22 protein-coding genes, 6 tRNA genes and 1 other RNA gene are annotated in these 24,554 nt (G+C 51.7%); 16 read left to right on the top strand and 13 right to left on the bottom strand.

Going from position 1 to position 24,554, the window contains the following annotated elements:
- Window positions 1–16: 16 nt before the first annotated feature.
- Window positions 17–259 (bottom strand): YfdY family protein, encoded by a 243-nt coding sequence (locus tag IB214_RS07235; protein ID WP_115257853.1) that lies wholly within the window; start codon window positions 257–259, stop codon window positions 17–19.
- 440 nt (window positions 260–699) lie between these two features.
- On the opposite strand from IB214_RS07235, the gene lpxP reads away from it, so the two are divergent.
- On the top strand, window positions 700–1,620 hold the full coding sequence (gene lpxP, locus IB214_RS07230; RefSeq protein ID WP_115257852.1) for a kdo(2)-lipid IV(A) palmitoleoyltransferase: 921 nt from the start codon (window positions 700–702) through the stop codon (window positions 1,618–1,620).
- A gap of 41 nt (window positions 1,621–1,661) precedes the next feature.
- Here the strand turns inward: lpxP and IB214_RS07225 are convergent, their stop codons facing one another.
- Window positions 1,662–2,276 (bottom strand): lysozyme inhibitor LprI family protein, encoded by a 615-nt coding sequence (locus IB214_RS07225; RefSeq protein ID WP_115257851.1) that lies wholly within the window; start codon window positions 2,274–2,276, stop codon window positions 1,662–1,664.
- 342 nt (window positions 2,277–2,618) lie between these two features.
- Here IB214_RS07225 and ypdK point away from each other — a divergent pair, with 342 nt between their 5' ends.
- Window positions 2,619–2,690 (top strand): membrane protein YpdK, encoded by a 72-nt coding sequence (gene ypdK / locus IB214_RS07220; protein ID WP_010723117.1) that lies wholly within the window; start codon window positions 2,619–2,621, stop codon window positions 2,688–2,690.
- A gap of 67 nt (window positions 2,691–2,757) precedes the next feature.
- Here ypdK and alaC read toward each other — a convergent pair whose 3' ends face one another.
- Window positions 2,758–3,996 carry an alanine transaminase gene (gene alaC, locus IB214_RS07215; RefSeq protein ID WP_115257850.1) on the bottom strand — a complete coding sequence of 413 codons (1,239 nt, stop codon included), beginning with the start codon at window positions 3,994–3,996 and terminating at the stop codon, window positions 2,758–2,760.
- A 387-nt stretch (window positions 3,997–4,383) separates the two neighbouring features.
- Here alaC and IB214_RS07210 point away from each other — a divergent pair, with 387 nt between their 5' ends.
- The 3 genes from IB214_RS07210 to IB214_RS07200 are packed head-to-tail and all read left to right on the top strand — an operon-like array spanning window position 4,384 to window position 7,884.
- A complete protein-coding gene (locus IB214_RS07210) occupies window positions 4,384–6,081 on the top strand; it encodes a sensor histidine kinase (protein WP_117343772.1) in 1,698 nt (565 codons plus the stop codon).
- A gap of 14 nt (window positions 6,082–6,095) precedes the next feature.
- The gene (ypdB, locus tag IB214_RS07205; RefSeq protein ID WP_117343681.1) at window positions 6,096–6,830 is read left to right on the top strand and encodes a two-component system response regulator YpdB; all 735 of its coding nucleotides are present in this window, start codon (window positions 6,096–6,098) and stop codon (window positions 6,828–6,830) included.
- A gap of 34 nt (window positions 6,831–6,864) precedes the next feature.
- Complete coding sequence (locus tag IB214_RS07200) at window positions 6,865–7,884, top strand: hypothetical protein (RefSeq protein WP_117343680.1); 1,020 nt, start codon at window positions 6,865–6,867, stop codon at window positions 7,882–7,884.
- Window positions 7,885–7,962: 78 nt separating this feature from the next.
- Here IB214_RS07200 and glk read toward each other — a convergent pair whose 3' ends face one another.
- A complete protein-coding gene (glk, locus tag IB214_RS07195) occupies window positions 7,963–8,928 on the bottom strand; it encodes a glucokinase (RefSeq protein ID WP_096756277.1) in 966 nt (321 codons plus the stop codon).
- Between the two features lie 204 nt (window positions 8,929–9,132).
- Here glk and IB214_RS07190 point away from each other — a divergent pair, with 204 nt between their 5' ends.
- Window positions 9,133–10,368, top strand: coding sequence for an ion channel protein (locus IB214_RS07190; RefSeq protein WP_115257846.1), 1,236 nt, complete (start codon window positions 9,133–9,135; stop codon window positions 10,366–10,368).
- On the opposite strand, the gene IB214_RS07185 is transcribed toward IB214_RS07190, so the two are convergent.
- Entirely contained in the window at window positions 10,369–12,021 is a 1,653-nt protein-coding gene (locus IB214_RS07185) for a thiamine pyrophosphate-binding protein (protein ID WP_117343679.1), read from the bottom strand.
- Window positions 12,022–12,210: 189 nt separating this feature from the next.
- On the opposite strand from IB214_RS07185, the gene mgrA reads away from it, so the two are divergent.
- Both mgrA and ypeC read left to right on the top strand, forming a co-directional pair.
- A complete protein-coding gene (gene mgrA, locus IB214_RS07180; RefSeq protein ID WP_117343678.1) occupies window positions 12,211–13,209 on the top strand; it encodes an L-glyceraldehyde 3-phosphate reductase in 999 nt (332 codons plus the stop codon).
- A gap of 128 nt (window positions 13,210–13,337) precedes the next feature.
- Window positions 13,338–13,676: a DUF2502 domain-containing protein YpeC gene (gene ypeC / locus IB214_RS07175; RefSeq protein WP_096756273.1), complete on the top strand. Its 339-nt coding sequence runs from the start codon at window positions 13,338–13,340 to the stop codon at window positions 13,674–13,676.
- A gap of 31 nt (window positions 13,677–13,707) precedes the next feature.
- On the opposite strand, the gene IB214_RS07170 is transcribed toward ypeC, so the two are convergent.
- The gene (locus IB214_RS07170; protein ID WP_117343677.1) at window positions 13,708–14,946 is read right to left on the bottom strand and encodes an Nramp family divalent metal transporter; all 1,239 of its coding nucleotides are present in this window, start codon (window positions 14,944–14,946) and stop codon (window positions 13,708–13,710) included.
- Window positions 14,947–15,290: 344 nt separating this feature from the next.
- Between IB214_RS07170 and nupC the strand changes: the two genes are divergently transcribed.
- Window positions 15,291–16,493: a nucleoside permease NupC gene (nupC, locus tag IB214_RS07165; RefSeq protein WP_115257842.1), complete on the top strand. Its 1,203-nt coding sequence runs from the start codon at window positions 15,291–15,293 to the stop codon at window positions 16,491–16,493.
- A gap of 149 nt (window positions 16,494–16,642) precedes the next feature.
- Here the strand turns inward: nupC and IB214_RS07160 are convergent.
- Window positions 16,643–16,718 (bottom strand) — tRNA-Ala (locus tag IB214_RS07160).
- A gap of 38 nt (window positions 16,719–16,756) precedes the next feature.
- Window positions 16,757–16,832, bottom strand: a tRNA-Ala gene (locus tag IB214_RS07155).
- 221 nt (window positions 16,833–17,053) lie between these two features.
- Between IB214_RS07155 and IB214_RS07150 the strand changes: the two genes are divergently transcribed.
- On the top strand, window positions 17,054–17,416 hold the full coding sequence (locus tag IB214_RS07150; RefSeq protein ID WP_096756266.1) for a YfeC-like transcriptional regulator: 363 nt from the start codon (window positions 17,054–17,056) through the stop codon (window positions 17,414–17,416).
- A gap of 1 nt (window position 17,417) precedes the next feature.
- Window positions 17,418–17,810 (top strand): YfeC-like transcriptional regulator, encoded by a 393-nt coding sequence (locus IB214_RS07145; protein WP_096756265.1) that lies wholly within the window; start codon window positions 17,418–17,420, stop codon window positions 17,808–17,810.
- 56 nt (window positions 17,811–17,866) lie between these two features.
- Here IB214_RS07145 and gltX read toward each other — a convergent pair whose 3' ends face one another.
- Window positions 17,867–19,282, bottom strand: a complete 1,416-nt coding sequence (gene gltX, locus IB214_RS07140) for a glutamate--tRNA ligase (protein WP_096756264.1) — start codon at window positions 19,280–19,282, stop codon at window positions 17,867–17,869.
- Between the two features lie 258 nt (window positions 19,283–19,540).
- On the opposite strand from gltX, the gene IB214_RS07135 reads away from it, so the two are divergent.
- The 5 genes from IB214_RS07135 to IB214_RS07115 all read left to right on the top strand — a co-directional run bounded on the left by IB214_RS07135 (window position 19,541) and on the right by IB214_RS07115 (window position 20,096).
- Window positions 19,541–19,616: transfer RNA gene (locus IB214_RS07135), tRNA-Val, on the top strand.
- 46 nt (window positions 19,617–19,662) lie between these two features.
- Window positions 19,663–19,738: transfer RNA gene (locus tag IB214_RS07130), tRNA-Val, on the top strand.
- A gap of 46 nt (window positions 19,739–19,784) precedes the next feature.
- Window positions 19,785–19,860 (top strand) — tRNA-Val (locus IB214_RS07125).
- 4 nt (window positions 19,861–19,864) lie between these two features.
- Window positions 19,865–19,940, top strand: a tRNA-Lys gene (locus IB214_RS07120).
- A 22-nt stretch (window positions 19,941–19,962) separates the two neighbouring features.
- Window positions 19,963–20,096: non-coding RNA, RtT sRNA (locus tag IB214_RS07115), on the top strand.
- Window positions 20,097–20,287: 191 nt separating this feature from the next.
- On the opposite strand, the gene IB214_RS07110 is transcribed toward IB214_RS07115, so the two are convergent.
- The 4 genes from IB214_RS07110 to IB214_RS07095 all read right to left on the bottom strand — a co-directional run bounded on the left by IB214_RS07110 (window position 20,288) and on the right by IB214_RS07095 (window position 24,483).
- Window positions 20,288–21,127 carry a LysR family transcriptional regulator gene (locus IB214_RS07110; RefSeq protein WP_117343557.1) on the bottom strand — a complete coding sequence of 280 codons (840 nt, stop codon included), beginning with the start codon at window positions 21,125–21,127 and terminating at the stop codon, window positions 20,288–20,290.
- A 99-nt stretch (window positions 21,128–21,226) separates the two neighbouring features.
- Window positions 21,227–22,483: a nucleoside permease gene (locus tag IB214_RS07105; RefSeq protein ID WP_117343556.1), complete on the bottom strand. Its 1,257-nt coding sequence runs from the start codon at window positions 22,481–22,483 to the stop codon at window positions 21,227–21,229.
- A 59-nt stretch (window positions 22,484–22,542) separates the two neighbouring features.
- Window positions 22,543–23,376 carry a xanthosine phosphorylase gene (gene xapA, locus IB214_RS07100; protein ID WP_096756261.1) on the bottom strand — a complete coding sequence of 278 codons (834 nt, stop codon included), beginning with the start codon at window positions 23,374–23,376 and terminating at the stop codon, window positions 22,543–22,545.
- A 180-nt stretch (window positions 23,377–23,556) separates the two neighbouring features.
- Window positions 23,557–24,483, bottom strand: a complete 927-nt coding sequence (locus IB214_RS07095) for a LysR family transcriptional regulator (RefSeq protein ID WP_117343555.1) — start codon at window positions 24,481–24,483, stop codon at window positions 23,557–23,559.
- Window positions 24,484–24,554 lie beyond the last annotated feature (71 nt).

The raw sequence follows: 24,554 nt of genomic DNA, 5'->3' as shown, positions 1-24,554 counted from the left end.
TTAATGACACGTCGATTTAATGCTTCCCGTCACCGACCATAAAGCGGATGATCAGCCCACAGGTCGGAGCCAGAAAAAGAAATATTCCCGTAACCATTTCATCACCATGAGTCAGCCACAGAGTAGTGAAGTAAATTAATGCCGCCAGGATAGCCATGCCGATTAAAGAACTGATTGATGCCAACGCGCCCAAAACCTGCCAGATATAGCAACTAACGCACAGAATGCTCAATATGAGAAAGGTCCAGAAATAGAGCATAGCGGTACCTCCTGTCTGCCGTAAAACGTCATGTAAGTCCTTACACTCCTTGAATTTATAGTCTAAGACAATTCCTATACACAGGCAATCCAGGCAACATTTTTGTTACAATAAATACGGCTATGGCGGCGAACCTCGACATTCGATGGACAGTTAACCAGCACAAAAACAACAGGTTATACCCCTGTCCCTATTTCAGTTTCTCTCCCGCATAAACATTTACGCTTATTGAGGATTTATCTCTGGCTGACATTAATCTCTAGGTGGTAAAGTATAAGCCCGATCATTCATGCCCCCCCCGTGGTTTTGTCCTGACTAAGTTTTACACTCTTTACAGGAACCATTGTCCTTCATGGTGGCCTAACGATCAGTATCAGAGTGTAACGCTGTCGACAAAGAATCTTCGCGATACATCTTATTAGTATCAACAACAGGTGCTTATGTTCCCCCAATGTAAATTTTCACGCGCGTTTTTGCATCCGCGCTACTGGCTCACATGGTTTGGTGTCGGTGTGCTCTGGCTCTTGGTGCAACTCCCCTACCCCGTATTGTGCTTTTTGGGTACGCGTACCGGAACGCTTGCTCGCCCGTTTTTAAAACGTCGTGAATCTATTGCCCGTAAAAACCTCGAACTGTGCTTCCCGAATCTGCCACAGGCAGAACGAGACAGGCTGGTCGAAGAAAACTTTCGTTCTCTTGGCATGGCACTGCTTGAAACCGGCATGGCCTGGTTCTGGCCTGACCGTCGCGTGCGTAAATGGTTTGACGTCGAAGGTCTCGACAACCTGAAGCGTGCACAGTCGCAAAACCGCGGCGTGATGGTAGTAGGCGTACACTTTATGTCTCTGGAGTTGGGAGGCCGCGTGATGGGGCTTTGCCAACCCATGATGGCAACCTACCGCCCGCATAACAATAAGTTAATGGAGTGGATCCAGACCCGTGGTCGGATGCGCTCAAACAAAGCCATGATCGGCAGAAATAACCTGCGTGGCATTGTCAGCGCCCTGAAAAAAGGGGAAGCCGTATGGTTTGCTCCCGATCAGGACTACGGTCGCAAAGGCAGTTCGTTTGCACCCTTTTTCGCCGTCAAGGACGTCGCGACAACCAATGGTACCTACGTACTGTCACGTTTATCAGGTGCTGCGATGTTGACCGTCACCATGGTGAGAAAAACGGACAATTCTGGCTACCGTCTGTTTATCACGCCGGAGATGGAAGGTTACCCTACTGATGAGGGCCTGGCTGCGGCTTATATGAACAAAATAATTGAAAAAGAGATTATGCGTGCACCCGAGCAGTATCTCTGGATCCATCGTCGTTTCAAAACCCGCCCGATGGGTGAAGCCTCGTTATATACGTAAAAAGAAAGGCCAGATGGCCTTTCTTTTTTTCTGCGGCTGAATTACTTAATGCCCCATTTGCTCTGTAGTTCAGTCATCCGTTGACTGTATTCGCGGGAAAGACAGGCAGGCTTATCCTGCTCTTTCCAGCACTCGTTGCGGCCTTTGATCCAACCGCGCTGCTCGGCTTTCAGCGTCGAATCATTGTTTGATTTCACCAACGCCTGCTTGTAGATGCCATTCAGTTTCAAGTCCATTGCGGAAAGTGACGGGCTCTGACAAATAATGTCCTCCATACTTCCCTTGTCGACAGCGGCACAGGAGAAAGACGGGCCAGCATTCACCGATTTTTTCGCTGGTGCATAGCTCTTCTCATCGTCAGGCTGGCAAATCCCGTGCTTACGATTAGGGCCAGTCCAGGAAACGGCCGGGCTACCGTCATCATTACGGGAAATAGAAACGGTATTTTTACCGCTTTTCGCTTCCCAGTAATTTTCGTTGAATGTCTTAACGGTGGCTTTCTCTCCATCAATCCAGACATTACCTTTACCATCACTATTCACACCACCAATACTTGCACAGCTGAAATTCAACGCCTGCGGAGCTGCCGCCATCGACGTCAGTGGGGTAAGAACGAGTGCTAACATCATTAATCTGGTCATTTTTAACCTTTTCATTATCAATTTTTGCGCAAAATTAGCCGCATTATGAGTATGGTGATATGAGAATTCTCTGAGTAATCAGCGCGTCGCTCAGTGGCGATTCATTGCTGAAGGAAATCAAACTGTCGCCGATTCACGACACATGTAAGTTATTAAAATTAAATAAAAAAACGCCTCTTGTCTCGCTTCATTTTTAGGCGTACATTAGCGCCGTCTGGAGCATTACAGCTCAGAATTCTGAGATGATGCAGCGAAACAAACGCGGGGTATTCTCCCTTTCGTTGACGCTGGCGTCAGCTCTCTATCAGGTAAGTGTATGTTCATTTAGGCGTGCTTTAATACGCGGAGTGATGAAAAGTGAAATATTTCTTTATGGGCATTTCATTTATGGTCATCGTTTGGGCCGGTACATTTGCCCTGATGATCTAAATTAAAAGATGCAGCAAAAAACAGGAGCCCACAGGCTCCTGTTTGCTTTTGTGGGTTAACCGTTTGGTTAATCAGCGCTTTCAGAGGCTGATTTCGTGCTGGAGGGCAGCAAACCATCTGCACGGAACATGGCTTTAATGCCTCGGATCGCCTGGCGAATACGGTCACGGTTCTCAATTAACGCAAAGCGCACGTGGGTATCGCCATAATCACCAAAACCCACCCCCGGTGACACGCAGACCTTCGCGTCATTCAGCATTTTTTTAGCAAACTCAAGCGAGCCCATTGCAGCATACTGCTCAGGAATTTTTGCCCAGACATACATCGATGCCTTCGGCATCTCTACCATCCAGCCCGCTTCATGCAGCCCTTTGACCAGCACATCGCGTCGACGCTTATACTGCTCTGCGATATCCCGTACGCACTGCTGATCGCCTTCCAGTGCGGCAATGGCCGCAACCTGCAACGGTGTAAAGGTTCCGTAATCGTGGTAGCTCTTAATCCGCGCCAGCGCATTAACCAGCGTTTTGTTACCCACCATAAAACCAATACGCCATCCCGCCATGTTATAGCTTTTCGACAGCGTAAAGAATTCAACCGCCACATCGCGGGCGCCAGGCACCTGCATGATCGACGGCGCTTTCCAGCCATCGTAGACGATATCGGCATAGGCGAGGTCGTGAACCACCAGCACGTCGTAGCGTTTAGCCAGCGCAACCACTTTCTCAAAGAATTCCAGCTCAACGCACTGCGCGGTAGGATTGGATGGGAAACCTAAGATCATCATCTTTGGTTTCGGGTAGCTTTCACGGATCGCCCGCTCCAGCTCATTAAAGAAGTCGACCCCTTCAACCAGCGGTACAGAACGCACCTGAGCCCCGGCAATTACGGCACCGTAAATATGAATAGGATAACTTGGGTTAGGCACGAGGACCGTGTCACCGTGATCGAGCGTAGCCAGCATCAGATGCGCCAGTCCCTCTTTAGATCCGATGGTCACAATGGCTTCGGATTCAGGGTCGATCTCGACATCATAGCGGTCCTGATACCAGCGGGAAATCGCCCGACGCAGACGCGGAATACCGCGAGAGGTTGAATAACCGTGGGTATCCGGGCGCTGGGCCACGGTACACAGTTTTTCGACAATGTGAGGAGGCGTAGCCCCATCCGGGTTCCCCATGCTGAAATCGATAATATCTTCGCCGCGCCGACGCGCAGCCATCTTCAGTTCAGCAGTGATGTTAAAAACATAAGGGGGAAGACGATCAATACGCGTAAAGCGACGTTCAGGGCGGGAGTCAGCCATAGTATCCTCAGATTCACGTTAGCGCCCGGACCGTCCGAGCGACGCTGCCACGATGGTGGCACGTTTAGAAAATAGCCTGAATAAATTCCTTCTGTCGAGAGGCAACGCAAAATATTTTCTCCTGCTCTAAAAGAGGATCAATAAAAATAAACAGGGAAATAAAGATTTTTCGCGGCCTGCCAAAATCACCATTCATTAACATATTGAAGTCATAAATTTTACTCTGAAAATCAATCAATCCTGGAAAATTCGGAGAAACACACTTTTCCTTTACAATCCCCTTTTAATTATATGGTTTTTCCTCATTAGCCCGGCGCGATGGGGATGCTGGTCATCCTTGCTCAGGTTACCTATCATAGAGGTTTAATCTATTCGCAAGAGTCACCCGTGCACGAAATATTCAATATGCTGCTGGCGGTCTTTGATCGGGCAGCGCTGATGCTGTTCTGCCTGTTTTTTCTGATTCGTATCCGCTTGTTTCGAGAACTGTTGCACAAGTCAGCCCACTCCCCGATGGAACTGCTCGCCGTAACGGCCATTTTCTCTATGTTTGCCCTGTTCAGTACCTGGTCCGGAGTACCGGTCGAAGGTTCTCTGGTAAACGTGCGTATTATTGCGGTGATGTCGGGGGGGATCCTGTTCGGCCCGTGGGTTGGCATCATTACCGGCATCATCGCAGGTATCCACCGCTATCTGATCGACATTGGCGGCGTCACCGCCCTGCCGTGCTTTATCACCAGTATTTTGGCGGGCTGTATTGCCGGCTGGATCAACCGTAAAATCCCCAAAGCACAGCACTGGCGTGCCGGTATTTTAGGTGGGATGCTGTGCGAAACGTTGACCATGATTCTGGTGGTCGCCTGGGCCCCCACCACCGAACTGGGACTGGATATTGTCTCAAAAATCGGTATCCCGATGATCCTCGGCAGCGTCTGTATTGGCTTTATTGTGATGCTGGTACAAAGCGTCGAAGGAGAGAAAGAGGCCAGCGCCGCCAAGCAGGCCAAGCTGGCACTGGATATTGCCAACAAAACCCTGCCGCTCTTTCGCCATGTCAACAGCGAGTCGTTACGTCAGGTATGCGAAATTATTCGCCATGACATTCACGCAGATGCGGTTGCCATCACCAATACCCAGCACGTTCTGGCCTATGTTGGCGTCGGGGAACTCAACTATCGCAATAACGATGACTTCGTCAGCCCCACTACGCAGGAAGCCATCAATCACGGAAAAATAATAATAAAAAACAATGATGAAGCGCATCGAACGCCGGAAATACACTCCATGCTGGTGATCCCGCTCTGGGAGAAAGGCGTCGTGACCGGCACGCTGAAAATCTACTACTGTCACGCCCATCAGATCACCTCCTCGTTACAGGAAATGGCGATCGGTTTGTCGCAGATTATCTCTACACAGCTTGAGGTTTCCCGTGCAGAGCAACTGCGGGAGATGGCAAATAAGGCAGAGCTACGTGCGCTGCAAAGTAAAATCAATCCCCATTTTCTGTTTAATGCGCTAAACGCTATTTCGTCATCGGTCAGGCTTAACCCAGATACCGCCCGCCAGCTGATTTTTAATTTGTCGCGTTATCTTCGCTATAATATTGAATTGAAAGACGATGAGCAGATCGATATTAAGAAAGAGCTGTATCAAATTAAGGACTACATCGCCATTGAACAGGCTCGCTTTGGCGATAAGCTAACGGTTATTTATGATATTGATGAAGAGGTAAGCTGCTATATTCCCAGCCTGCTGATTCAGCCGCTGGTAGAAAACGCCATCGTTCACGGTATCCAGTCGTGCAAAGGAAAAGGCGTGGTCACTATCAGCGTCGCAGAGTGCGGTAACCGGGTACGCATCGCCGTCAGGGATACCGGTCACGGTATCGATCCAAAAGTCATTGAGCGGGTCGAGTCCAACGAAATGCCGGGCAATAAAATCGGCCTGTTGAACGTGCATCATCGTGTGAAGCTACTCTACGGCGAAGGGCTGCATATCCGCCGCCTGGAACCAGGCACCGAGATTGCGTTTTATGTGCCCAATCAGCACTCCCCCGCTGCCGCACCGGCGACCTTATTGCTTTAACCAGGAGTGAAGTAGTGAAAGTCATCATTGTTGAAGATGAATTCCTGGCCCAACAGGAACTAAGCTGGCTGATAAAAGAACACAGCCAGATGGAGATTGTCGGCACGTTTGACGACGGTCTGGACGTGCTGAAATTTCTGCAGCACAACCGCGTCGACGCCATTTTTCTCGATATTAATATTCCCTCGCTGGACGGCGTATTGCTGGCACAAAACATCAGCCAGTTCGCGCATAAACCCTTTATTGTGTTTATTACTGCATGGAAAGAACACGCTGTTGAGGCGTTTGAACTCGAAGCGTTTGACTACATTCTGAAGCCGTACCAGGAGTCACGGATTGTCGGAATGCTGCAAAAGCTGGAAGCAGCCTGGCAGCAACAACAAACGGGAACCCCACACATAACCCCCGTCACGCGTGAGAATGACACCATCAATCTGATCAAAGATGAGCGAATCATCGTGACTCCGATCAACGATATCTACTACGCTGAAGCACATGAAAAGATGACGTTTGTCTACACACGACGGGAATCGTACGTCATGCCAATGAACATCAGCGAATTTTGCAGCAAACTGCCGGCTTCACATTTCTTCCGCTGTCACCGTTCGTTCTGCGTGAATCTGAATAAAATCCGTGAAATCGAGCCGTGGTTCAATAACACCTACATTCTGCGGTTAAAAGACCTGGAATTTGAAATCCCGGTTAGTCGAAGTAAAGTGAAAGAGTTTAGGCAGTTAATGCATTTATAACACTTACCCCACAAAGAAAGAGCGCTGAGATTTAATGGCAAAGCTGACGGAAAAATATCAACGTGCATATCAGCGTGAATACGCGAAAGAAGCTGATCAAAATGCCCGGGTATGGATGGATACCGATGATTATTTAGCAGAATGTCTGGATACCCAGACGCAATGCCATAAAGATGCGTCACTGCAAGAGCAGATAAGGCTATGGCTTTTTATGCTGCGCATTAATCACAATCCTGATTTATTAGGATATAAAACGGCCATCCTCGCCAACGATATGGCATTACTGCACGCTGCGCTGCGTCAGTCAGCCATGATCAAACATACAACACTCGGCGTAGATTCCGGATGCGACCACAGTATAAACATCTGGACGACCCTCGATATTCTTGCTGCCGGCCTGTTTGCCCGCGTACCGCTGCTGTTACCTGAAAAATGGGGTCTCAGTGACAACGGTCACCCTGTTACTATAGCGATTGCTAATTTAGTCATGGCGCTGTGGTACAAACGAACTGATTTTGCGGCTGAAGCCAGTAAACGAGCGCAAAAGGTACTGGCGACGAAGCAGGCAGCCAGCGATGTGTGTATCCTCCGTTATCTGATGGCGCTCCTCGAGGAGGATGTGACAGAAGCGGGCGTGCAGCTCGATTTATATTGTAAAAGCGTACCAAAGTTGAGGGACGCGGGTCTTACTAAGCTCAATAAAATGTTCTGGCCATACGCACATGGGCTATACAATCTGGCGAGTGTGGTGTGGGGCAGCGAAAAAGCCAGCACAATGTCAAAACCAGAAGCTGACTGTTTTCTGGATGACCTGGCAGAATGGCAAATTCAGCATAACGACCATCCCAGCGCGCTTTTTTTTGAATATCCTCAGCCAATCGACGTCATTAATACTCTTATTTCGTGTACGCCACCTGAATGCGTTTTGCATCAGCCTTATCTCGAGACAGATAAAAAATACAGAGAAAAAAGATACCTGCACAGCGAAATGTTTGAACAGCAGATGATAGCGATAGTACTGAACGAGATTGCGAATAAAACTCACGGCACATAATGCGTTACCCTGACGGCGGCAGGCACATTATTTATAGTGTGCCGGATAGGTGTTAATAGACACCATCCGGCAGGGATCTTACAGAATATGCCCCAGCGTCTGGCGCAGGTGCGCACCGGAACCCAGCAGACCAGGGTTATCATGCACAATCAAATACACCGGAATATCCTGTACGTAGGCTTTAAAACGACCTTTATCTTCAAAGCCACCGCGGAAACCCGATGCTTTAAAGAATTCAAGGAAGCGCGGCACAATCCCGCCGGCAATATAAACACCGCCAAAGGTCCCCAGCGTTAACGCCAGATCGCCACCAAAGCGTCCCATGATCACGCAAAACAGCGACAGCGCCCGACGACAGTCAGTGCACGAGTCTGCCAGCGCACGTTCGGTGATATCCTTCGGTTGCAGGTTTTCCGGCAGACGTCCGTCGGATTTGACGATAGCGCGGTACAGGTTCACCAGCCCCGGACCGGACAGCACGCGTTCTGCAGAAACATGGCCAATCTCAGCGCGCAGGACTTCGAGAATAATCGCCTCTTCTTCGCTGTTAGGTGCAAAATCTACGTGACCGCCCTCTCCCGGCAGGCTCACCCAGCGCTTATCGACGTGCACCAGATGCGCTACGCCTAAACCGGTTCCCGCACCGTACACGGCAATCGGTTTACCTTCTACCGGCTCCGTGCCACCAAATTGGATCAAATGCTCTTTTTTCAGCATCGGGATCGCCATCGACACGGCGGTGAAATCATTGATGATTTCCAGATGGCTAAAACCGAGATTCTTTTTCATTTCAGCAATAGAAAACGCCCAGGTATGGTTGGTCATTGCCACCCAGTCGCCGGTAATCGGACAGGCAATCGCAATACACCCGTCTTCGACGCTGACGCTATGCTCATCCAGGTACACGCGAACCACGGCCTCAAGGCTGGGGTAATCCAGTCCTGAATAGGTCTTAGCCTGCGAAATTTCACCGCTGGCAATGTCGCACAGAGCAAGACGCGCGTTGGTGCCGCCAACATCACCTACTAAAGCATATTTTGTCATTCTTCTACTGCTCCGCTAAAGTCAGAATAAATCTTTGCCACACTGTAAATTCATGGGGGCATAACAACAACGGCTTGAAGGCTGATGCCGGTAAAATATCGACTCAGATCACAGAATTACTTTATCGTTTCAGCACCATTTGCAGCGATGTCAGCAGGCAGGCTGTGCAAACTATGCTTATGACTCTATTTGAGGGAATAGAAAATGCTCCATCCGCGAGCCAGAACGATGCTGTTGTTATCCACTCCCGCACTGATCATTGGCGTTGCCTCAAGCCTGGTGCTGATCATCGTCATGAAAGTGGCCGCCGTTTTACAGCAATTTTTATGGGAGCGCCTGCCCGCCAGCATCGGCATTGCTCACGACTCTTCGCTGTGGATAATCGGTATGCTCACGTTGACCGGGATACTGGTCGGACTCGTCATCCGCTACAGCCACGGGCATGCGGGACCGGACCCAGCCTGTGAACCGCTAATCGGAATGCCGGTCCCCACGTCAGCACTGCCGGGCCTGCTGGCTGCGCTGATCCTCGGCCTGGCCGGCGGCGTCAGTTTGGGGCCTGAACACCCAATAATGACCGTGAATATCGCGCTGGCGGCGGCGATTGGCGTGCGTCTGTTCCCTCGAATTAATAAGCTGGACTGGACCATTCTCGCCTCTGCGGGCACCATCGGAGCGCTATTTGGTACGCCTGTCGCCGCGGCACTGATATTTTCACAAACGCTGAATGGCTCCAACGATGTGCCGTTATGGGATCGCCTGTTTGCACCACTGCTGGCTGCTGCTGCCGGTGCACTGACCACTGACCTGTTCTTTCATCCGCATTTTTCATTGCCCATCGCCCAATATACTCAGCTACAGCTGACCGATATTTTTAGCGGCGCGGTGGTTGCCGCCATTGCCATTGCGGCAGGCATGGTGGCGGTGTGGTGTTTACCCCGTTTACATCAGTTGATTCATCGCCTGAAACACCCGGTACTGATTCTCGGCGTTGGCGGCTTTCTGCTTGGGATTCTGGGCATTATTGGGGGACCACTTACCCTGTTTAAAGGGCTGGATGAGATGCAGCAAATGGCGTTTAGCCAAACGCTGGGGGCATCAGACTATTTCATGCTCGCGGTGATCAAACTGGCGGCGTTAGTGGTTGCTGCCGCCAGTGGTTTTCGTGGAGGACGTATTTTCCCGGCGGTATTCGTTGGCGTGGCACTGGGATTGATGCTGCATGCCCATGTCGAAGCGGTTCCGGCAGCAATCACCGTCTCCTGCGCCATTCTGGGGCTGGTGCTGGTTGTCACCCGCGACGCCTGGCTAAGCCTGTTTATGGCGGCAGTGGTGGTCCCCGATGCCACCCTGCTGCCGCTGCTGTGCATCGTCATGCTTCCCGCCTGGCTGCTGTTGGCAGGTAAACCGATGATGATCGCCAACCGCCCCGATCAATAACTATCCCCCGTTACGGGCTTCCAGCGCACGGGTCACCGTGCGCAGAAGCTCAGGCAGATCGGCTTTCGGCAACATCACTTCAATTAACGAAAGCCGCTGCGGGCGCGCCAGCCGGGCCAGAACTTCCTCCAGCTGTACAGCCTGCGTCACGCGCCAGCACTCCGCCTGACACTCGCGGCTCAGCGCCAGTGGCACCTGCGTCCAGTTCCATCCGGCAATGTCGTTATAACGCTGGTTTGCCCCGTGAATAGCCCGCTCCACGGTATAGCCGTCATTATTGAGCAGCAAAATAACCGGCGTTTGTCCGTCTCTGAGCATCGTACCCAATTCCTGAATGGTAAGCTGGGCAGCGCCATCGCCAATAATCAGGATCACCCGCCGATCCGGGTATGCCGTTTGCGCTCCCAGTGCGGCGGGTAAGGAATAACCAATCGATCCCCACAGCGGTTGTACCAGTACTTCCGCCCCGGAAGGTAACGAAAGCGTAGCGGCACCAAATGCCGCGGTCCCCTGATCGACGAGGATAATGTCGTCAGCTGCCAGGTATTGCTGCACCGTGTACCAGAAATTTTCCTGTGTCAGCGGCCCCTTTTCAACCTGACGTCGCCCGACAGGCGGGCGTTCTGGCGGCAGAGAAAACGACAGCTCCAGGCACAGCTCCCGTAGCGTGGTAACCGCCTGCTCCATCGGGATGTTAAACCACTGGCTTCCCACACGTGAAGCATGCGGTTGAACCTCAATCGTGCGCTCCTGCGGCAAGCATTGCGTAAAACCGGCGGTTAGCGTGTCGACAAAACAGGTACCCACGCAAATAACGGTGTCGGCATCTTCTATCGCCCGGCGCACATATTCACTGCTGGCCCCCGCGCAGTAGGTGCCAACAAACGCAGGATAACGTTCATCAAAAAGCCCTTTACCCATTAACAGTGTGGCATGAGCCATTGGCGTTTCTGCCATCCAGCGCTGCAAAACAGGCTGCAAACCAAAGCGCTGCGCAAGAAAATCCGCCAGCAACGCCACGCGCGAGCTGTCCAACAAGCGCTCACGGGCCTGATAGCGAAACGCCGCAACGACGCTACTTTCCGATTCACTCAGAGGAATAATCAGTCTGTCCTGTGGGGGCGTGGCGGGCTGTTTGGCGACATCGGCAGGCAACATCAGATACCCTGGCCGACGTTCGGTTAACATGACCCGTAGCACACGGTCAATTTCATAGCAGGCGTTTTGGGCATCAAGCACCGCGCTGGCCGCCGTTACCGCTTGATGCATGCGATAAAAATGCAGAAAATCGCCGTCGCCCAGGGTGTGATGCATCAGCTCCCCACGCCGCTGAGCGCTGCTGCACGGCGCACCCACTATCTGCAGCACGGGTACATATTCTGCGTAACTGCCTGCGATTCCATTAATGGCGCTTAACTCCCCAACGCCAAAGGTGGTGAGAAGCGCCCCTGCCCCGGCGACCCGGGCATAGCCATCCGCAGCATAAGCCGCATTTAATTCGTTTGCGCAGCCAACCCAACGCACGTCGGGGTGGTCAATCACGTGGTCAAGAAACTGCAAATTATAATCGCCCGGCACACCAAAAAGATGGCCAACACCACACCCTGCCAGTCTGTCCAGCAGGTAATCAGCAACGGAATACGCGGTTTGCATGACAGCTATCCTTCTGACGGTAACCTCATGTTGAGTATCGAAGAACTGTGATGACTGTCCAGAAAACACGACGTGGAGGGGTGGAAAGCAGGATTTACAGTTTTGCCGGTGAAATACCATTGAAGAATCGACCGTGTAACCGTATACACTAAAACATATACGTCATCTTGCTATCAGGAAGGGGTCTACATGGTTTATCACGCGGATGAAAATCGCTATCAGACAATGGAGTACCGCCGCTGCGGTCAGAGCGGACTCAAGCTACCGGTTATCTCTCTGGGCTTATGGCACAATTTTGGCGACACCACGCAGGTAGAAAACAGCCGAAGCCTGCTACAGCGCGCGTTCGATCTGGGGATCACCCATTTTGATCTCGCCAATAACTACGGCCCACCGCCGGGCTCTGCCGAGCGAAATTTTGGCCGTATTTTGCAGGAAGATTTTTTACCGTGGCGGGACGAACTCATTATCTCCACCAAGGCGGGCTACACCATGTGGGATGGCCCCTACGGCGACTGGGGTTCGCGTAAATACCTGATTGCCAGCCTCGACCAGAGCCTGAAACGTATGGGTCTGGAGTACGTGGATATCTTCTACCACCATCGTCCCGATCCCGAAACGCCGCTCACAGAAACCATGAAGGCGCTGGATCACATTGTTCGCCAGGGAAAAGCGCTGTATGTCGGGCTGTCTAACTATCCCGCCGACCTTGCCAGACAGGCGATTGAGATCCTCGACGACTTAGGTACCCCGTGCCTGATTCATCAGCCGAAATATTCCATGTTTGAACGTTGGGTTGAAGGGGGATTGTTGTCACTGTTGCAGGAAAAAGGCGTGGGCAGTATCGCTTTCTCTCCACTGGCGGGCGGGCAGTTAACCGACCGTTACCTGAACGGGATCCCGGCGGATTCTCGTGCGGCAAGCGGTAGCCGTTTTCTCAACCCGGATCAGATAACGCCAGAGAAACTGGAAAAAGTCCGCCAACTGAACGCAATGGCTGAGCGTCGGGGACAAAAGCTCTCCCAAATGGCCCTGGCCTGGGTGTTGCGAGAAGACAAAGTCACCTCAGTGTTGATTGGTGCCAGTAAAACAGCGCAAATTGAAGATGCTGTTGGCATGCTGGCAAACCGTCATTTGTCTGCAGAAGAATGCGAGGAGATTGACGCCATCCTGAATTGTTTGAAATAAAGACACATTTATTAACAAAAAGTGCTCTCTTTCATGATTTAAGAGTTCAGGCGATTAAACGGGGCTTTACTGCCCCGTAATATTGCATTAACAGGCCGGCTACGGCTCGATCGTGAAGGAGAGAAAAAATGTTCAGGTCACTGATTCTGGCTGCAGCCTTATTGGCTTTCACGCCGCTGGCCGCAAACGCTGGTGAAATCACCCTGCTGCCATCAATAAAATTGCAAATTGGCGATCGCGATAATTATGGTAACTACTGGGACGGCGGCCACTGGCGCGACCGGGGTTACTGGCACAATAATTATGAATGGCGCAAAAATCGCTGGTGGCGTCATGATAACGGTAATCATCGTGGCTGGGATAAGCGCAAAGCGTACGAGCGCGGTTACCGTGAAGGCTGGAACGATCGCGATGACCATCGCGGTCGCGGCAAAGGCCACGGACGTGGTCATGGCCACCATCATTAATGTAACAAAAGAGCCTGCGGGCTCTTTTTGCTTACAACCCGAGCGCCGTCCCTACCAGCAGCCAGAGATTTAGCGCCACCACCAGTACCACAATCATCCAGCCAACATATTTAACCCAGACGGTGTTAACTAAATCCCCCATTAACGTCCCGTTACTGGTGAATATCAGGAGTGGTACCAGCGCCAGCGCGATACCGAAACTCAGCAACACCTGGCTCATGACCAGAATACGGGTGGGATCCAGTCCCATCAGAATGACGATGAATGACGGCATCATAGTAACCGTACGACGAACCCACAGCGGGATATGAAAACGGATAAACCCCTGCATCACAACCTGTCCGGCCAGCGTGCCGACAACCGTTGAAGAAAGCCCCGCCGCCACCAGGCTGAGACCAAATACCGTCGCCGCCGCATGACTCAACAACGGTTCCAACGTCAGATAAGCCTGATCGAGATCGGTAATGCCGGTATGACCGCTGAAGTGAAAGGCTGCGGCAGCAGTAGCCATCATTGCCAGATTGACAAACCCGGCAATGGTCATGGCGATAGCCACATCCCACTTAGTTGCCGCGTAGCGCTGTTGCCGTGTCCCGCCATGCAGATGCTGAGTTAAAGAGGAGTGCAAATAAATGACGTGCGGCATAATGGTCGCGCCGAGTACGCCGGCTGCCAGAAAGACCGCCTCAGAGTTCGGCAGACTGGGAATGATCATGCCCTTACTCAGCTGCGCCAGATTCGGCTGCGAGAAGATCAGTTCGACAATATATGCCGCGGCCACAAACAACAGTAATCCACCAATTACTTTTTCCAGTGGTTTTTGCCCGCGACGTTGCAGCATCAGGATTAAAAATGTGGCGATACCGGTCAGCACCGCCCCCTGTAACAGCGAAACGCCGAGGATCAGCTTAAAGCCAATCGCAGCACCGATAAATTCAGCAAGGTCGGTCGCCATGGCAATGATTTCAGCCTGCACCCAGTAAAACCACACCACCGGACGTGGGTAGTGATCGCGAATTTGCTCGGCGAGATTTTTTCCAGTAGCAATCCCCAGCTTGGCCGACAATACCTGAATCAGCATTGCCATCAGGTTGGCCCAGACGACGACCCACAGCAGTTTATAGCCAAAGCTAGCCCCTGCCTGGATGTTGGTGGCAAAGTTACCGGGGTCGATATACCCGATAGCCGCGATGAATGCAGGTCCCATTAACGCAAGTTTCAGCTTGCGTGCTGCCCGTCCACTGCTTGTCTCAACGCGATCGTTCGTCATTTTCGTGCCTCAAAAACATAGCCTTTGCTATGTTTCAAACTACGCCAGTTGAGAATGATTATCAAATTCATTTTGATGGATAAAAATGATTTCTTTGATAGCGTTGGTCTATAAATAGATCAGGGAACTGGAAACGCAGATGAGATGTTTAATTAATGTTATGAGATTAGCACAATGACATAACTTTTCACTTCCATACTAAACATCACGGAAGTGTATTACCGATCACTAATTTTGAATCTCGTCACAGGTCCTTATTATAGTGTGTGTTTGATCTCGTTTTCTTTGGTGTTGTTGCATAGAATGTGCACGGAAATTAAACCTGCCTCATGTTTGGAGCAAATATGGACCGCGTTCTTCATTTTGTCCTGGCCCTTGCCGTGGTTGCGGTACTCGCACTGCTGGTAAGCAGTGACCGTAAACAAATTCGCATTCGTTATGTTATTCAATTACTTGTTATCGAAGTGTTACTGGCGTGGTTCTTCCTGAATTCTGATGTCGGGCTGGGCTTCGTGAAAGGCTTCTCCGAGATGTTTGAAAAACTGCTCGGTTTTGCTAATGAAGGGACAAACTTTGTCTTCGGCAGCATGAACGATAAAGGCCTGGCATTCTTCTTCTTGAAAGTACTGTGCCCAATCGTCTTCATTTCCGCCCTGATCGGTATTCTGCAGCATATCCGCGTTCTGCCTATTATCATCCGCGCAATTGGATTTTTGTTATCCAAAGTCAACGGTATGGGCAAGCTGGAGTCCTTCAACGCCGTCAGCTCGCTGATCCTGGGTCAGTCTGAAAACTTTATTGCCTATAAAGATATTCTGGGCAAGATGTCACGCAACCGCATGTACACCATGGCCGCGACGGCAATGTCCACCGTTTCCATGTCCATCGTCGGCGCGTACATGACCATGCTAGAACCAAAATACGTTGTTGCTGCATTGGTTCTGAACATGTTCAGCACCTTTATTGTACTGTCGCTGATCAACCCTTACCGCGTGGATGCCAGCGAAGAAAATATTCAGATGTCTAACCTGCATGAAGGACAGAGCTTCTTCGAAATGCTGGGTGAGTACATTCTGGCAGGCTTCAAGGTCGCGATTATCGTGGCAGCAATGCTGATCGGTTTCATCGCGCTGATTGCCGCGCTGAACGCCTTGTTTGCCACCGTCACCGGCTGGTTTGGCTACAGCATCTCCTTCCAGGGCATCCTGGGCTACATCTTCTACCCGGTCGCATGGGTAATGGGTGTGCCGTCCAGCGAAGCGCTGCAGGTGGGCAGTATCATGGCGACTAAACTGGTTTCCAACGAATTCGTGGCCATGATGGACCTGCAGAAAATCGCGTCTACGCTCTCTCCACGCGCGGAAGGTATTCTGTCTGTGTTCCTGGTCTCCTTCGCTAACTTCTCTTCCATCGGTATCATCGCAGGCGCAATCAAAGGTCTGAACGAAGAGCAAGGCAACGTGGTATCCCGCTTTGGTCTGAAGCTGGTATACGGCTCTACGCTGGTGAGCGTACTGTCCGCATCCATCGCAGCACTGGTGCTGTAAGACAGTAGCATCGCAATCGTAGTGACTCGGCCGGGGAGATTCTCCCCGGTTTTTTTATGTCCGTCATTTGGTAATCTGACAGAGGAAGCAGAGGATCGTGCAGGAAGTAGAAACAAAAAACCCCCGCTTTTCAGCGAGGGTCTTAATTTTGGTGGAGCTAAGCGGGATCGAACCGCTGACCTCCTGCATGCCATGCAGGCGCTCTCCCAGCTGAGCTATAGCCCCACGATGCCTTTACGTACCAAATTTAGTGGGATTAAATTTGGTGGAGCTAAGCGGGATCGAACCGCTGACCTCTTGCATGCCATGCAAGCGCTCTCCCAGCTGAGCTATAGCCCCGTCACGTAAAGCTTGTCGAGTTGACGGGCGGCATAATATGAATTCCCTTCGCGCGTGTCAACGGCAAAATTAACTCACTGAATTCAATCGCTGAAAAAGCAGGCAAATGAAGAACATTGCGCAACAACTCGCATTCAGTAGTTAAACGCGTCACGGTTTCTAGTAAAATGGTGCTATAAACTGAACCACTAATTAACCCCACGACTACTCAGGGAATCGTTATGTTCAAGGAACGGATGACGCCAGAAGAACTTGCTAATCTGACCGGTTACAGCCGGCAGACCATTAATAAATGGGTGCGCAAGGAAGGCTGGGCTACGTCACCAAAACCGGGCGTTCAGGGCGGAAAAGCTCGTCTGGTTCACGTCAACGAACAAGTTCGCGAATACATTCGCAGTGCAGAGCGTTCAGCTGAAGGTTTATCAGACAACTTATCTTTAGCTGGCGACTCTTCTATTGAAACACTGCTGATCACCCTCGCGAAAGAAATGACGCCAGCAGAACAGAAAATGTTTACGTCATTGATCCTGCGTGAAGGCATTACCGGTTTGTTACAACGCTTAGGGATCCGCGACAGCAAATAATATGAAAAAATTACGCAGCAAAATGACCACCGAAGAGCTGGCTGAATGTCTCGGAGTCGCGAAACAAACGGTCAATCGTTGGATCAGAGAACAAAACTGGAAAACCGAAAAGTTTCCCGGTGTGAAGGGCGGTCGCGCAAGGCTTATTCATATTGATGCCGGCGTACGGGAATTTATTCTCAATATCCCAGCTTTTCGCAAAATCCCGGAATTTTATCAGGCGGAAGAACCCGTTGCAGAATACACGCACGTTGTCCGTAGCCACGCCTGTCGCCAGATAATCAGCGCGTTGGATAACATGTCACCAGCGGAACAAGAAAAACTGGCGCTGTTTCTTTCGCGCGAAGGTATCCGTAGTTTTCTCACCCGTCTGGGCATTGATGAATCCGAATAAATGCCAAAAAAAACGGCAGGATCTGCGCCTGCCGTTTTGTTGTCTCTCTGACTGTCTTACTGCTGCTTTTCACGCTCAGCAATAAACGCTAGTGCTTTGTTAATACGTTCAATGCTGCGGGATTTACCAATCGCATGCACCGTAACGTCTAATCCTGGAGACTGGCCTGCACCGGTAACCGCAACGCGCAGCGGCATACCGACTTTACCCATCCCCACTTCCAGCTCATCAGCGGTAGACTGAATGGCGTGATGTACGTTTTCAGCGGTCCATTCGGTGATGGCAGCAATTTTATCACGCACCACTTCCAGCGGCTGACGCGCAACCGGGCGCAGGTGTTTCTTCGCAGCATCCGCATCGAACTCAGCAAAGTCTTCATAGAAGTAGCGGCAGCTCTGCGCCATCTCTTTCAGGGTTTTGCAGCGCTCGCCCAGCAGTTTTACCAGCTCGGACAATTGCGGACCCACGCGGGTATCGATATTTTCCTGCTCAATGTGCCACTGCAGATGCGTTGCCACATATTCAGGTGCCAGAGTGTTAATGTAGTGATGGTTCAGCCACTGCAGTTTTTCGGTATTGAATGCGCTCGCCGATTTGCTTACCGCACCAAGAGAGAACAGCTTGATCATCTCTTCGCGGGTGAAGATTTCCTGATCGCCGCTGGACCAGCCCAGACGCACCAGATAGTTCAGCAGCGCTTCCGGCAGGTAACCATCGTCGCGATACTGCATCACGCTGACCGCACCGTGACGTTTGGACAGTTTTTTACCGTCGTCGCCGTTGATCATCGACACGTGCGCGTAAACCGGCACCGGCGCGTTCAGCGCCTTCAGGATGTTGATCTGACGCGGGGTGTTGTTGATATGGTCTTCACCACGAATAACGTGGGTAATTTCCATATCCCAGTCATCAACAACCACACAGAAGTTATAGGTTGGAGAACCGTCGGTACGGCGGATGATCAGATCGTCGAGTTCCTGGTTGCTGAATTCGATCGGTCCACGGATCTGGTCGTCAAAAATAACGGAACCGTCCTGCGGGTTAGCAAAACGCACCACGCAAGGTTCGTCATCGGCGTGATGTTCGTGGCCGTGGCGGCAGCGACCGTCATAACGTGGCTTCTCACCTTTCGCCATCTGATCTTCACGCAGCTGTTCCAGACGCTCTTTGGAGCAATAGCATTTATACGCTGTACCCGCTTCCAGCATCTCATCAATAACGGCGTTGTAGCGATCAAAACGTTTGGTCTGGAAGTACGGACCTTCATCCCACTCCAGATTCAGCCAGTTCATGCCATCCATAATGGCTTCGATAGCTTCCGGCGTGGAGCGTTCGAGATCGGTGTCTTCAATACGCAGCACAAACTCACCGCTATGGTTACGTGCAAAAAGCCAGGAATAAAGAGCAGTACGCGCACCGCCGACGTGCAGATAACCTGTCGGGCTAGGCGCGAAGCGAGTTTTGATTTTCATGAAATGGCCTTACGTTTATAAAGATGCCGACAACCGGCAAATCCTGGGAAGATTATCAGGCCCGTATTCTATCACCGTGGTCTGATTCCTCAATGTTGTTCAGGTTGGAACATCACGCTTTGCCATTTTCGTATACAAATCATGCCGCATGGACTGTTTTGCGATCGTTTTGTTTAAATTTACGACGAACGAACAATTTCTTTAGAAAATGCGTTGACTCATTTTCAACTCTCCCTATAATGCGACTCCACACAGCGGGGGTGATTAGCTCAGCTGGGAGAGCACCTCCCTTACAAGGAGGGGGTCGGCGGTTCGAACCCGTCATCACCCACCAACTACTTTATGTAGTCTCCGCCGTGTAGAACAGAAAATTGAGAAGTGGGTGATTAGCTCAGCTGGGAGAGCACCTCCCTTACAAGGAGGGGGTCGGCGGTTCGATCCCGTCATCACCCACCACTTTCTCGCCAGCTGGATTTTCTGTCAAAATATGAAGTACCGAAGTGGGTGATTAGCTCAGCTGGGAGAGCACCTCCCTTACAAGGAGGGGGTCGGCGGTTCGATCCCGTCATCACCCACCACTTCGGGGCGTTAGCTCAGTTGGTAGAGCAGTTGACTTTTAATCAATTGGTCGCAGGTTCGAATCCTGCACGCCCCACCAATGTAAAAAGGTGCCCTAAAGGCGCCTTTTTGCTATGCACGGAATTCAAAGATTCGAACCTGCAGCAGGTTCGGGTCGAACGCAGTGAGACAACGGAGCCGTTCACGGCGACGGCCCGAAGGGCGAGCGAAGCGAGTCATCCTGCACGCCCCACCAATGTAAAAAGGCGCCCTAAAGGCGCCTTTTTGCTATGCGTAGAATTTAACAATTCAGCCATTCTCTGCGTGATGCGCTGCGCTTATCAGGCCTACAGTCTACATCGTTGTAGGCCGGATAAGACGTCAGTCGCCATCCGGCACACATCACATCGTCAATGCCCCAACCAGTTTCTCCAGCGCAGGTGTTGCCTACTGTTGGTCATACACAATATATAAATCAGCAGGAATGCGTTCTTCCAGCGGGCGGAATACCACGCCAGGCCAGTTCATCTGCGCATAACTATCTGCAATTAACGTAATACCAATCCCCATACTGATCATCGCCAGCACCGTTTGTGGCTCCCTCACCTCACGAATAATCATCGGTGAAAATCCGGCGCTCTGGCACACACGCTGCAAAAATGCCCAGTCAGTATGAATGGAAGGCATCGTGACAAAATATTCATTACGTAGCGCTTCCAGCGGCACGGTGTCACAAGCGCTCAGCGGATGTTCTTCCGGCATCGCCACCAGAAATGAAGACTCATGCAAGCGCAGGCTGGTAAATCCGGGTGAGGGTGCTGTCGCCATCCGCCAAATCCCCGCATCCAGCTCACGCCGCTCCAGCAGCGTCATCTGCATTGCCGGCATGTTTTCGCGAAACAGAACCTCAACGTTCGGGTTCTCTTTCAAAAATCGCCGCATCACCGGGCGCATTTTTCCCCACATCGCCGTGCCTATTACGCCCAGTTCGACTCGCCCTGCCTCACCGCGGCCAATCTGCTCCACGCGTGCCAGCGCCTGGTTAGCGCTGGATAACAGGCGGCGTGACTCTTCCATCAGGATTTTTCCGGCGTGGGTTAAGGTCACGCTACGGGAATGCCGGATAAACAACAGTGTGCCGAGCTGCTGCTCCAGCTCTTTGATGTGAATACTTAGCGGGGGTTGTGACATATTCAGGCGGGCAGCCGCACGTCCAAAATGCAGTTCTTCTGCGACTGCCAGAAAATAACGCAGTAACTTCAGATCGATACGATGCGTGCGTTCCATGAGTAATGCGCTCCAGCGGAGAAGGATAATGCGCAAAGTTACCACATTGCATCACAGAACATAAAACGGCGGGCAGCATTCGCCCGCCGCAGGTAAGGATTAATGTGCCAGCGATTTCTGCACGGACCTTTCCGGCTCATGCTTGTATTTGAAGAACAGCGCAAAAATGACGGCCAACGCCAGCGCATAAACCGCAAATACCAACCAGATGGTTTGCCAGTCCTTCACGCCATCGACGGAGAAATAGTCCACCGCCATGCCGCTCAGGATTGAACCCACCCACGCCCCGACGCCGTTCACCATGGTCATAAACAGCCCCTGTGCGCTGGCGCGAATGTTGGAACTGACTTCCTGCTCGACGAACACCGATCCGGATATGTTGAAGAAATCAAACGCGCAACCGTAAACGATCATCGACATCAGTAACAGCACAAAGCCAAACGGTGACGGATCGCCAAACGCAAAGAAACCAAAACGCAACGTCCACGCCAGCATGCTCATCAGCATCACCGTTTTAATCCCAAAGCGTTTAAGGAAGAACGGAATGGTGAGAATGAAGCCCACTTCCGCCATCTGCGACACCGACAGCAAAATAGAGGGGTATTTCACGACAAAGCTGCCGGCAAATTCAGGGTTACGGGCAAAATCATGCAGGAACGGATTACCAAAGACGTTGGTGATTTGCAGTACCGCCCCCAGCATCATGGCAAAGAGAAAGAATATCGCCATACGCGGATTTTTAAACAGCACAAACGCATCCAGTCCCAGTTTACCGGCAAGCGTCGTTGCCACTTTCTTCTCAGCAACCGGAATTTTCGGTAAGGTAAACGCGTACATCGCCAGCAGTAATGAGGCGCCGGAGGCGATATACAGCTGGGCGCTGCTCAGTTCCAGTCCCATCAGGCTTACCGTCCACATAGCCACAATAAAGCCAATCGTGCCAAACACGCGAATCGGCGGGAAAGCCGTGACCGGATCCTGGCCGGATTGCGCCAGGCAGGAGTATGAGACGCTGTTCGACAACGCAATCGTCGGCATATAAGCCATGGCGTTAATCAGCATCACCCAGAACATGGTATCTGCATCGGTCACGGTGGTGGCATACAGCAGCACACCCGCGCACACCAGGTGACACAGCATGTAGGCGCGTTCGGCGCGCAACCATTTATCAGCGATGATCCCCATGATGCCAGGCATAATAATCGCCGCCAGCCCTTTCGAGCTATAAACCATACCCACGTTGGCACCGGTAAAATGCAGGGTGTTGATCATGTAAGAACCCAGGGTCACCAACCAACTTCCCCAGATGAAATATTGCAAAAACGACATGAGCTTTAAGCGTGAGGCGATACCCATTTTTCCGTTCCTTGCCAAAAAAGTAAGACCCCGCAAGCGGGGTCAGTTATCGTTTTTATTCAGGCCAGCTTGCGCAAAAAGCCGCAGATCAAATTGATGAAGTTCTGTCGGGAGAGTTCCGCCGCCGCTAACGTTTGGGCATGGGATAACTTCACATCTCCCAGCCCTTCTGCCAGGTTGGTGATGGCAGAAACCGCAACCACCTTCAATTCACAGTGACGTGCAGCGATAACTTCAGGGACCACCGACATACCAACCACATCACCGCCAATAATCTGCATCATGCGAATTTCTGCCGCCGTCTCAAAGTTCGGTCCCGGATAGGAGACAAATACGCCTTCGCTCAGCGGGAATCCCTCTTCTTTCGCTACGGTTTGCAGGATCGCACGGTAGTCTGCATCGTAGGCGTTCGCCAGCGAGAAGAAACGCTCGCCAAAACGCTCATCGTTGAGTCCAACCATTGGCGTGCCTGGCATGGTATTAATGTGATCGCTGAGCGCGACCAGGCTGCCCGGACCGACTTCAGGACGTAAAGAACCCGCCGCGTTGGTGCAAAATAGCAGTTCGCAGCCCAGCAGTTTAAGGGTACGAATAGCATCGGTCATCACCGTCATACCGCGACCTTCGTAAAAGTGTCCACGCCCTTTCATGCAGGCCACGGGAACGCCAGCCAGATTCCCCAGCACCAGTTCCCCCGCATGTCCATGTACGGTGCTGACCGGGAACCCTGGCAGCTTCTCGTAAGAGATCGCCACCGCATCCTCGATTTGCTCGGCCAACGCGCCCAGCCCGGAGCCGAGAATAAACGCCACGCGTGGCGTGAAGTCAGGTTTATAACCACGAATGATATCGGCGCTATACCAGGGATTCTGAGAGAAAAGAGTGTGGCTCATGAGATGTCCTTAAAACTGAGTAATCGAAAATAACGTAGCGTACCCCGATGTTATAACGAGACTACGCAATCGATTACCAATACAGTTTTTCCCGTCGATCGATAGTAAATCGGTATTGATGAGTTGCGCTAAACCCGCCCAACTTCACATTATTCTCCTGCCGTAAATGGCATGGAGGGCTTATAACTGATACAGCGGATCCCGCGCACGACCGGCAGTTAATTCACTGGCCTGTGTGCGCACGACGTCCCACAATGCCTGAGCGGCGGTCGATAAAGAGCGATTTTTACGTCGAGCCAGCATCAGCTGTCGTTCAACCACCGGCGTCAGACGTTTGACCTGCAAATGGCTGCCCTGCGGCAGGGGGAGCGCCAGCGCGGGCAGTACGCTGATACCAATCCCCGCTTCGACCATCGGAAAGAGCGTTGCCGGGTGGCCTATCTCCTGCACAATGTTGGCATCAATGGAGAAATGGGCCAGTGCCGCATCAATCAGCGGTCGGCTACCAGAGGCGTAATCCTGCAACACCAGACGTTCGTGCAGGAGATCCTGCCAATTAACCCACTCCCGCTCGGCTAAAGGATGATCCTCCCGACACAGCAGCAGGAAGGGTTCCGACAGCACCGCTTCACACTGCAGGTCCGTTGCCGCACCCGGATCGATAACAATGCCGAAATCCACTTCCCCCTGACGAATACTTTCCAGTACCCACTGCTGCGGCCTGTCATGCAGGACAAAATCGATCGCGGGATAAAGCACATTACTCTGGGCAATACACTGGGGAATAAGATGGGCAGAGATGGTCTGGCTGGCCGCAACACGAACTGTACCGGTAAGCTGCGTGCCAACCTGTCCGGCTTCGCGCAGCGTGCTGTGCAGCTCATCCAGGATACGCTCAAGGCGTGCTGCCAGCTGTTGTCCGGCGTCGGTAAGCACCACCTCTCGCGTAGTCCTGTCCAACAGGCGCACGCCCGTCTGCCCTTCCAGCTCTTTTACGCTGTGGCTCACCGCCGACTGGCTTAAGCCGATGATGTCCCCCGCCCGACTAAAGCTTTTAGCCTGAGCGACGGTGACGAAGATACGCAGTTGACGCAGAGAGTAATTCATCGATTTAATTCATATATGGATGCAATAAATCAATTTTATTTCTCAAATGGAAAAACGCAAACTAGTGCGAC

The sequence above is a fragment of the Citrobacter sp. C1 genome, assembly GCF_014596895.2.
In the GTDB taxonomy this organism is placed as follows: Bacteria; Pseudomonadota; Gammaproteobacteria; order Enterobacterales; family Enterobacteriaceae; genus Citrobacter; species Citrobacter gillenii.
This window is presented reverse-complemented; position numbering and strand designations above follow the sequence as displayed.

Coding starts and splice junctions, on each gene's coding strand:
- IB214_RS07235 (WP_115257853.1), bottom strand. CDS start 259: ATGCTCTATTTCTGGACCTTTCTCATATTGAGCATTCTGTGCGTTAGT.
- lpxP (WP_115257852.1), top strand. CDS start 700: ATGTTCCCCCAATGTAAATTTTCACGCGCGTTTTTGCATCCGCGCTAC.
- IB214_RS07225 (WP_115257851.1), bottom strand. CDS start 2,276: ATGAAAAGGTTAAAAATGACCAGATTAATGATGTTAGCACTCGTTCTT.
- alaC (WP_115257850.1), bottom strand. CDS start 3,996: ATGGCTGACTCCCGCCCTGAACGTCGCTTTACGCGTATTGATCGTCTT.
- IB214_RS07200 (WP_117343680.1), top strand. CDS start 6,865: ATGGCAAAGCTGACGGAAAAATATCAACGTGCATATCAGCGTGAATAC.
- glk (WP_096756277.1), bottom strand. CDS start 8,928: ATGACAAAATATGCTTTAGTAGGTGATGTTGGCGGCACCAACGCGCGT.
- IB214_RS07190 (WP_115257846.1), top strand. CDS start 9,133: ATGCTCCATCCGCGAGCCAGAACGATGCTGTTGTTATCCACTCCCGCA.
- IB214_RS07185 (WP_117343679.1), bottom strand. CDS start 12,021: ATGCAAACCGCGTATTCCGTTGCTGATTACCTGCTGGACAGACTGGCA.
- mgrA (WP_117343678.1), top strand. CDS start 12,211: ATGGTTTATCACGCGGATGAAAATCGCTATCAGACAATGGAGTACCGC.
- ypeC (WP_096756273.1), top strand. CDS start 13,338: ATGTTCAGGTCACTGATTCTGGCTGCAGCCTTATTGGCTTTCACGCCG.
- IB214_RS07170 (WP_117343677.1), bottom strand. CDS start 14,946: ATGACGAACGATCGCGTTGAGACAAGCAGTGGACGGGCAGCACGCAAG.
- nupC (WP_115257842.1), top strand. CDS start 15,291: ATGGACCGCGTTCTTCATTTTGTCCTGGCCCTTGCCGTGGTTGCGGTA.
- IB214_RS07150 (WP_096756266.1), top strand. CDS start 17,054: ATGTTCAAGGAACGGATGACGCCAGAAGAACTTGCTAATCTGACCGGT.
- IB214_RS07145 (WP_096756265.1), top strand. CDS start 17,418: ATGAAAAAATTACGCAGCAAAATGACCACCGAAGAGCTGGCTGAATGT.
- gltX (WP_096756264.1), bottom strand. CDS start 19,282: ATGAAAATCAAAACTCGCTTCGCGCCTAGCCCGACAGGTTATCTGCAC.
- IB214_RS07110 (WP_117343557.1), bottom strand. CDS start 21,127: ATGGAACGCACGCATCGTATCGATCTGAAGTTACTGCGTTATTTTCTG.
- IB214_RS07105 (WP_117343556.1), bottom strand. CDS start 22,483: ATGGGTATCGCCTCACGCTTAAAGCTCATGTCGTTTTTGCAATATTTC.
- xapA (WP_096756261.1), bottom strand. CDS start 23,376: ATGAGCCACACTCTTTTCTCTCAGAATCCCTGGTATAGCGCCGATATC.
- IB214_RS07095 (WP_117343555.1), bottom strand. CDS start 24,483: ATGAATTACTCTCTGCGTCAACTGCGTATCTTCGTCACCGTCGCTCAG.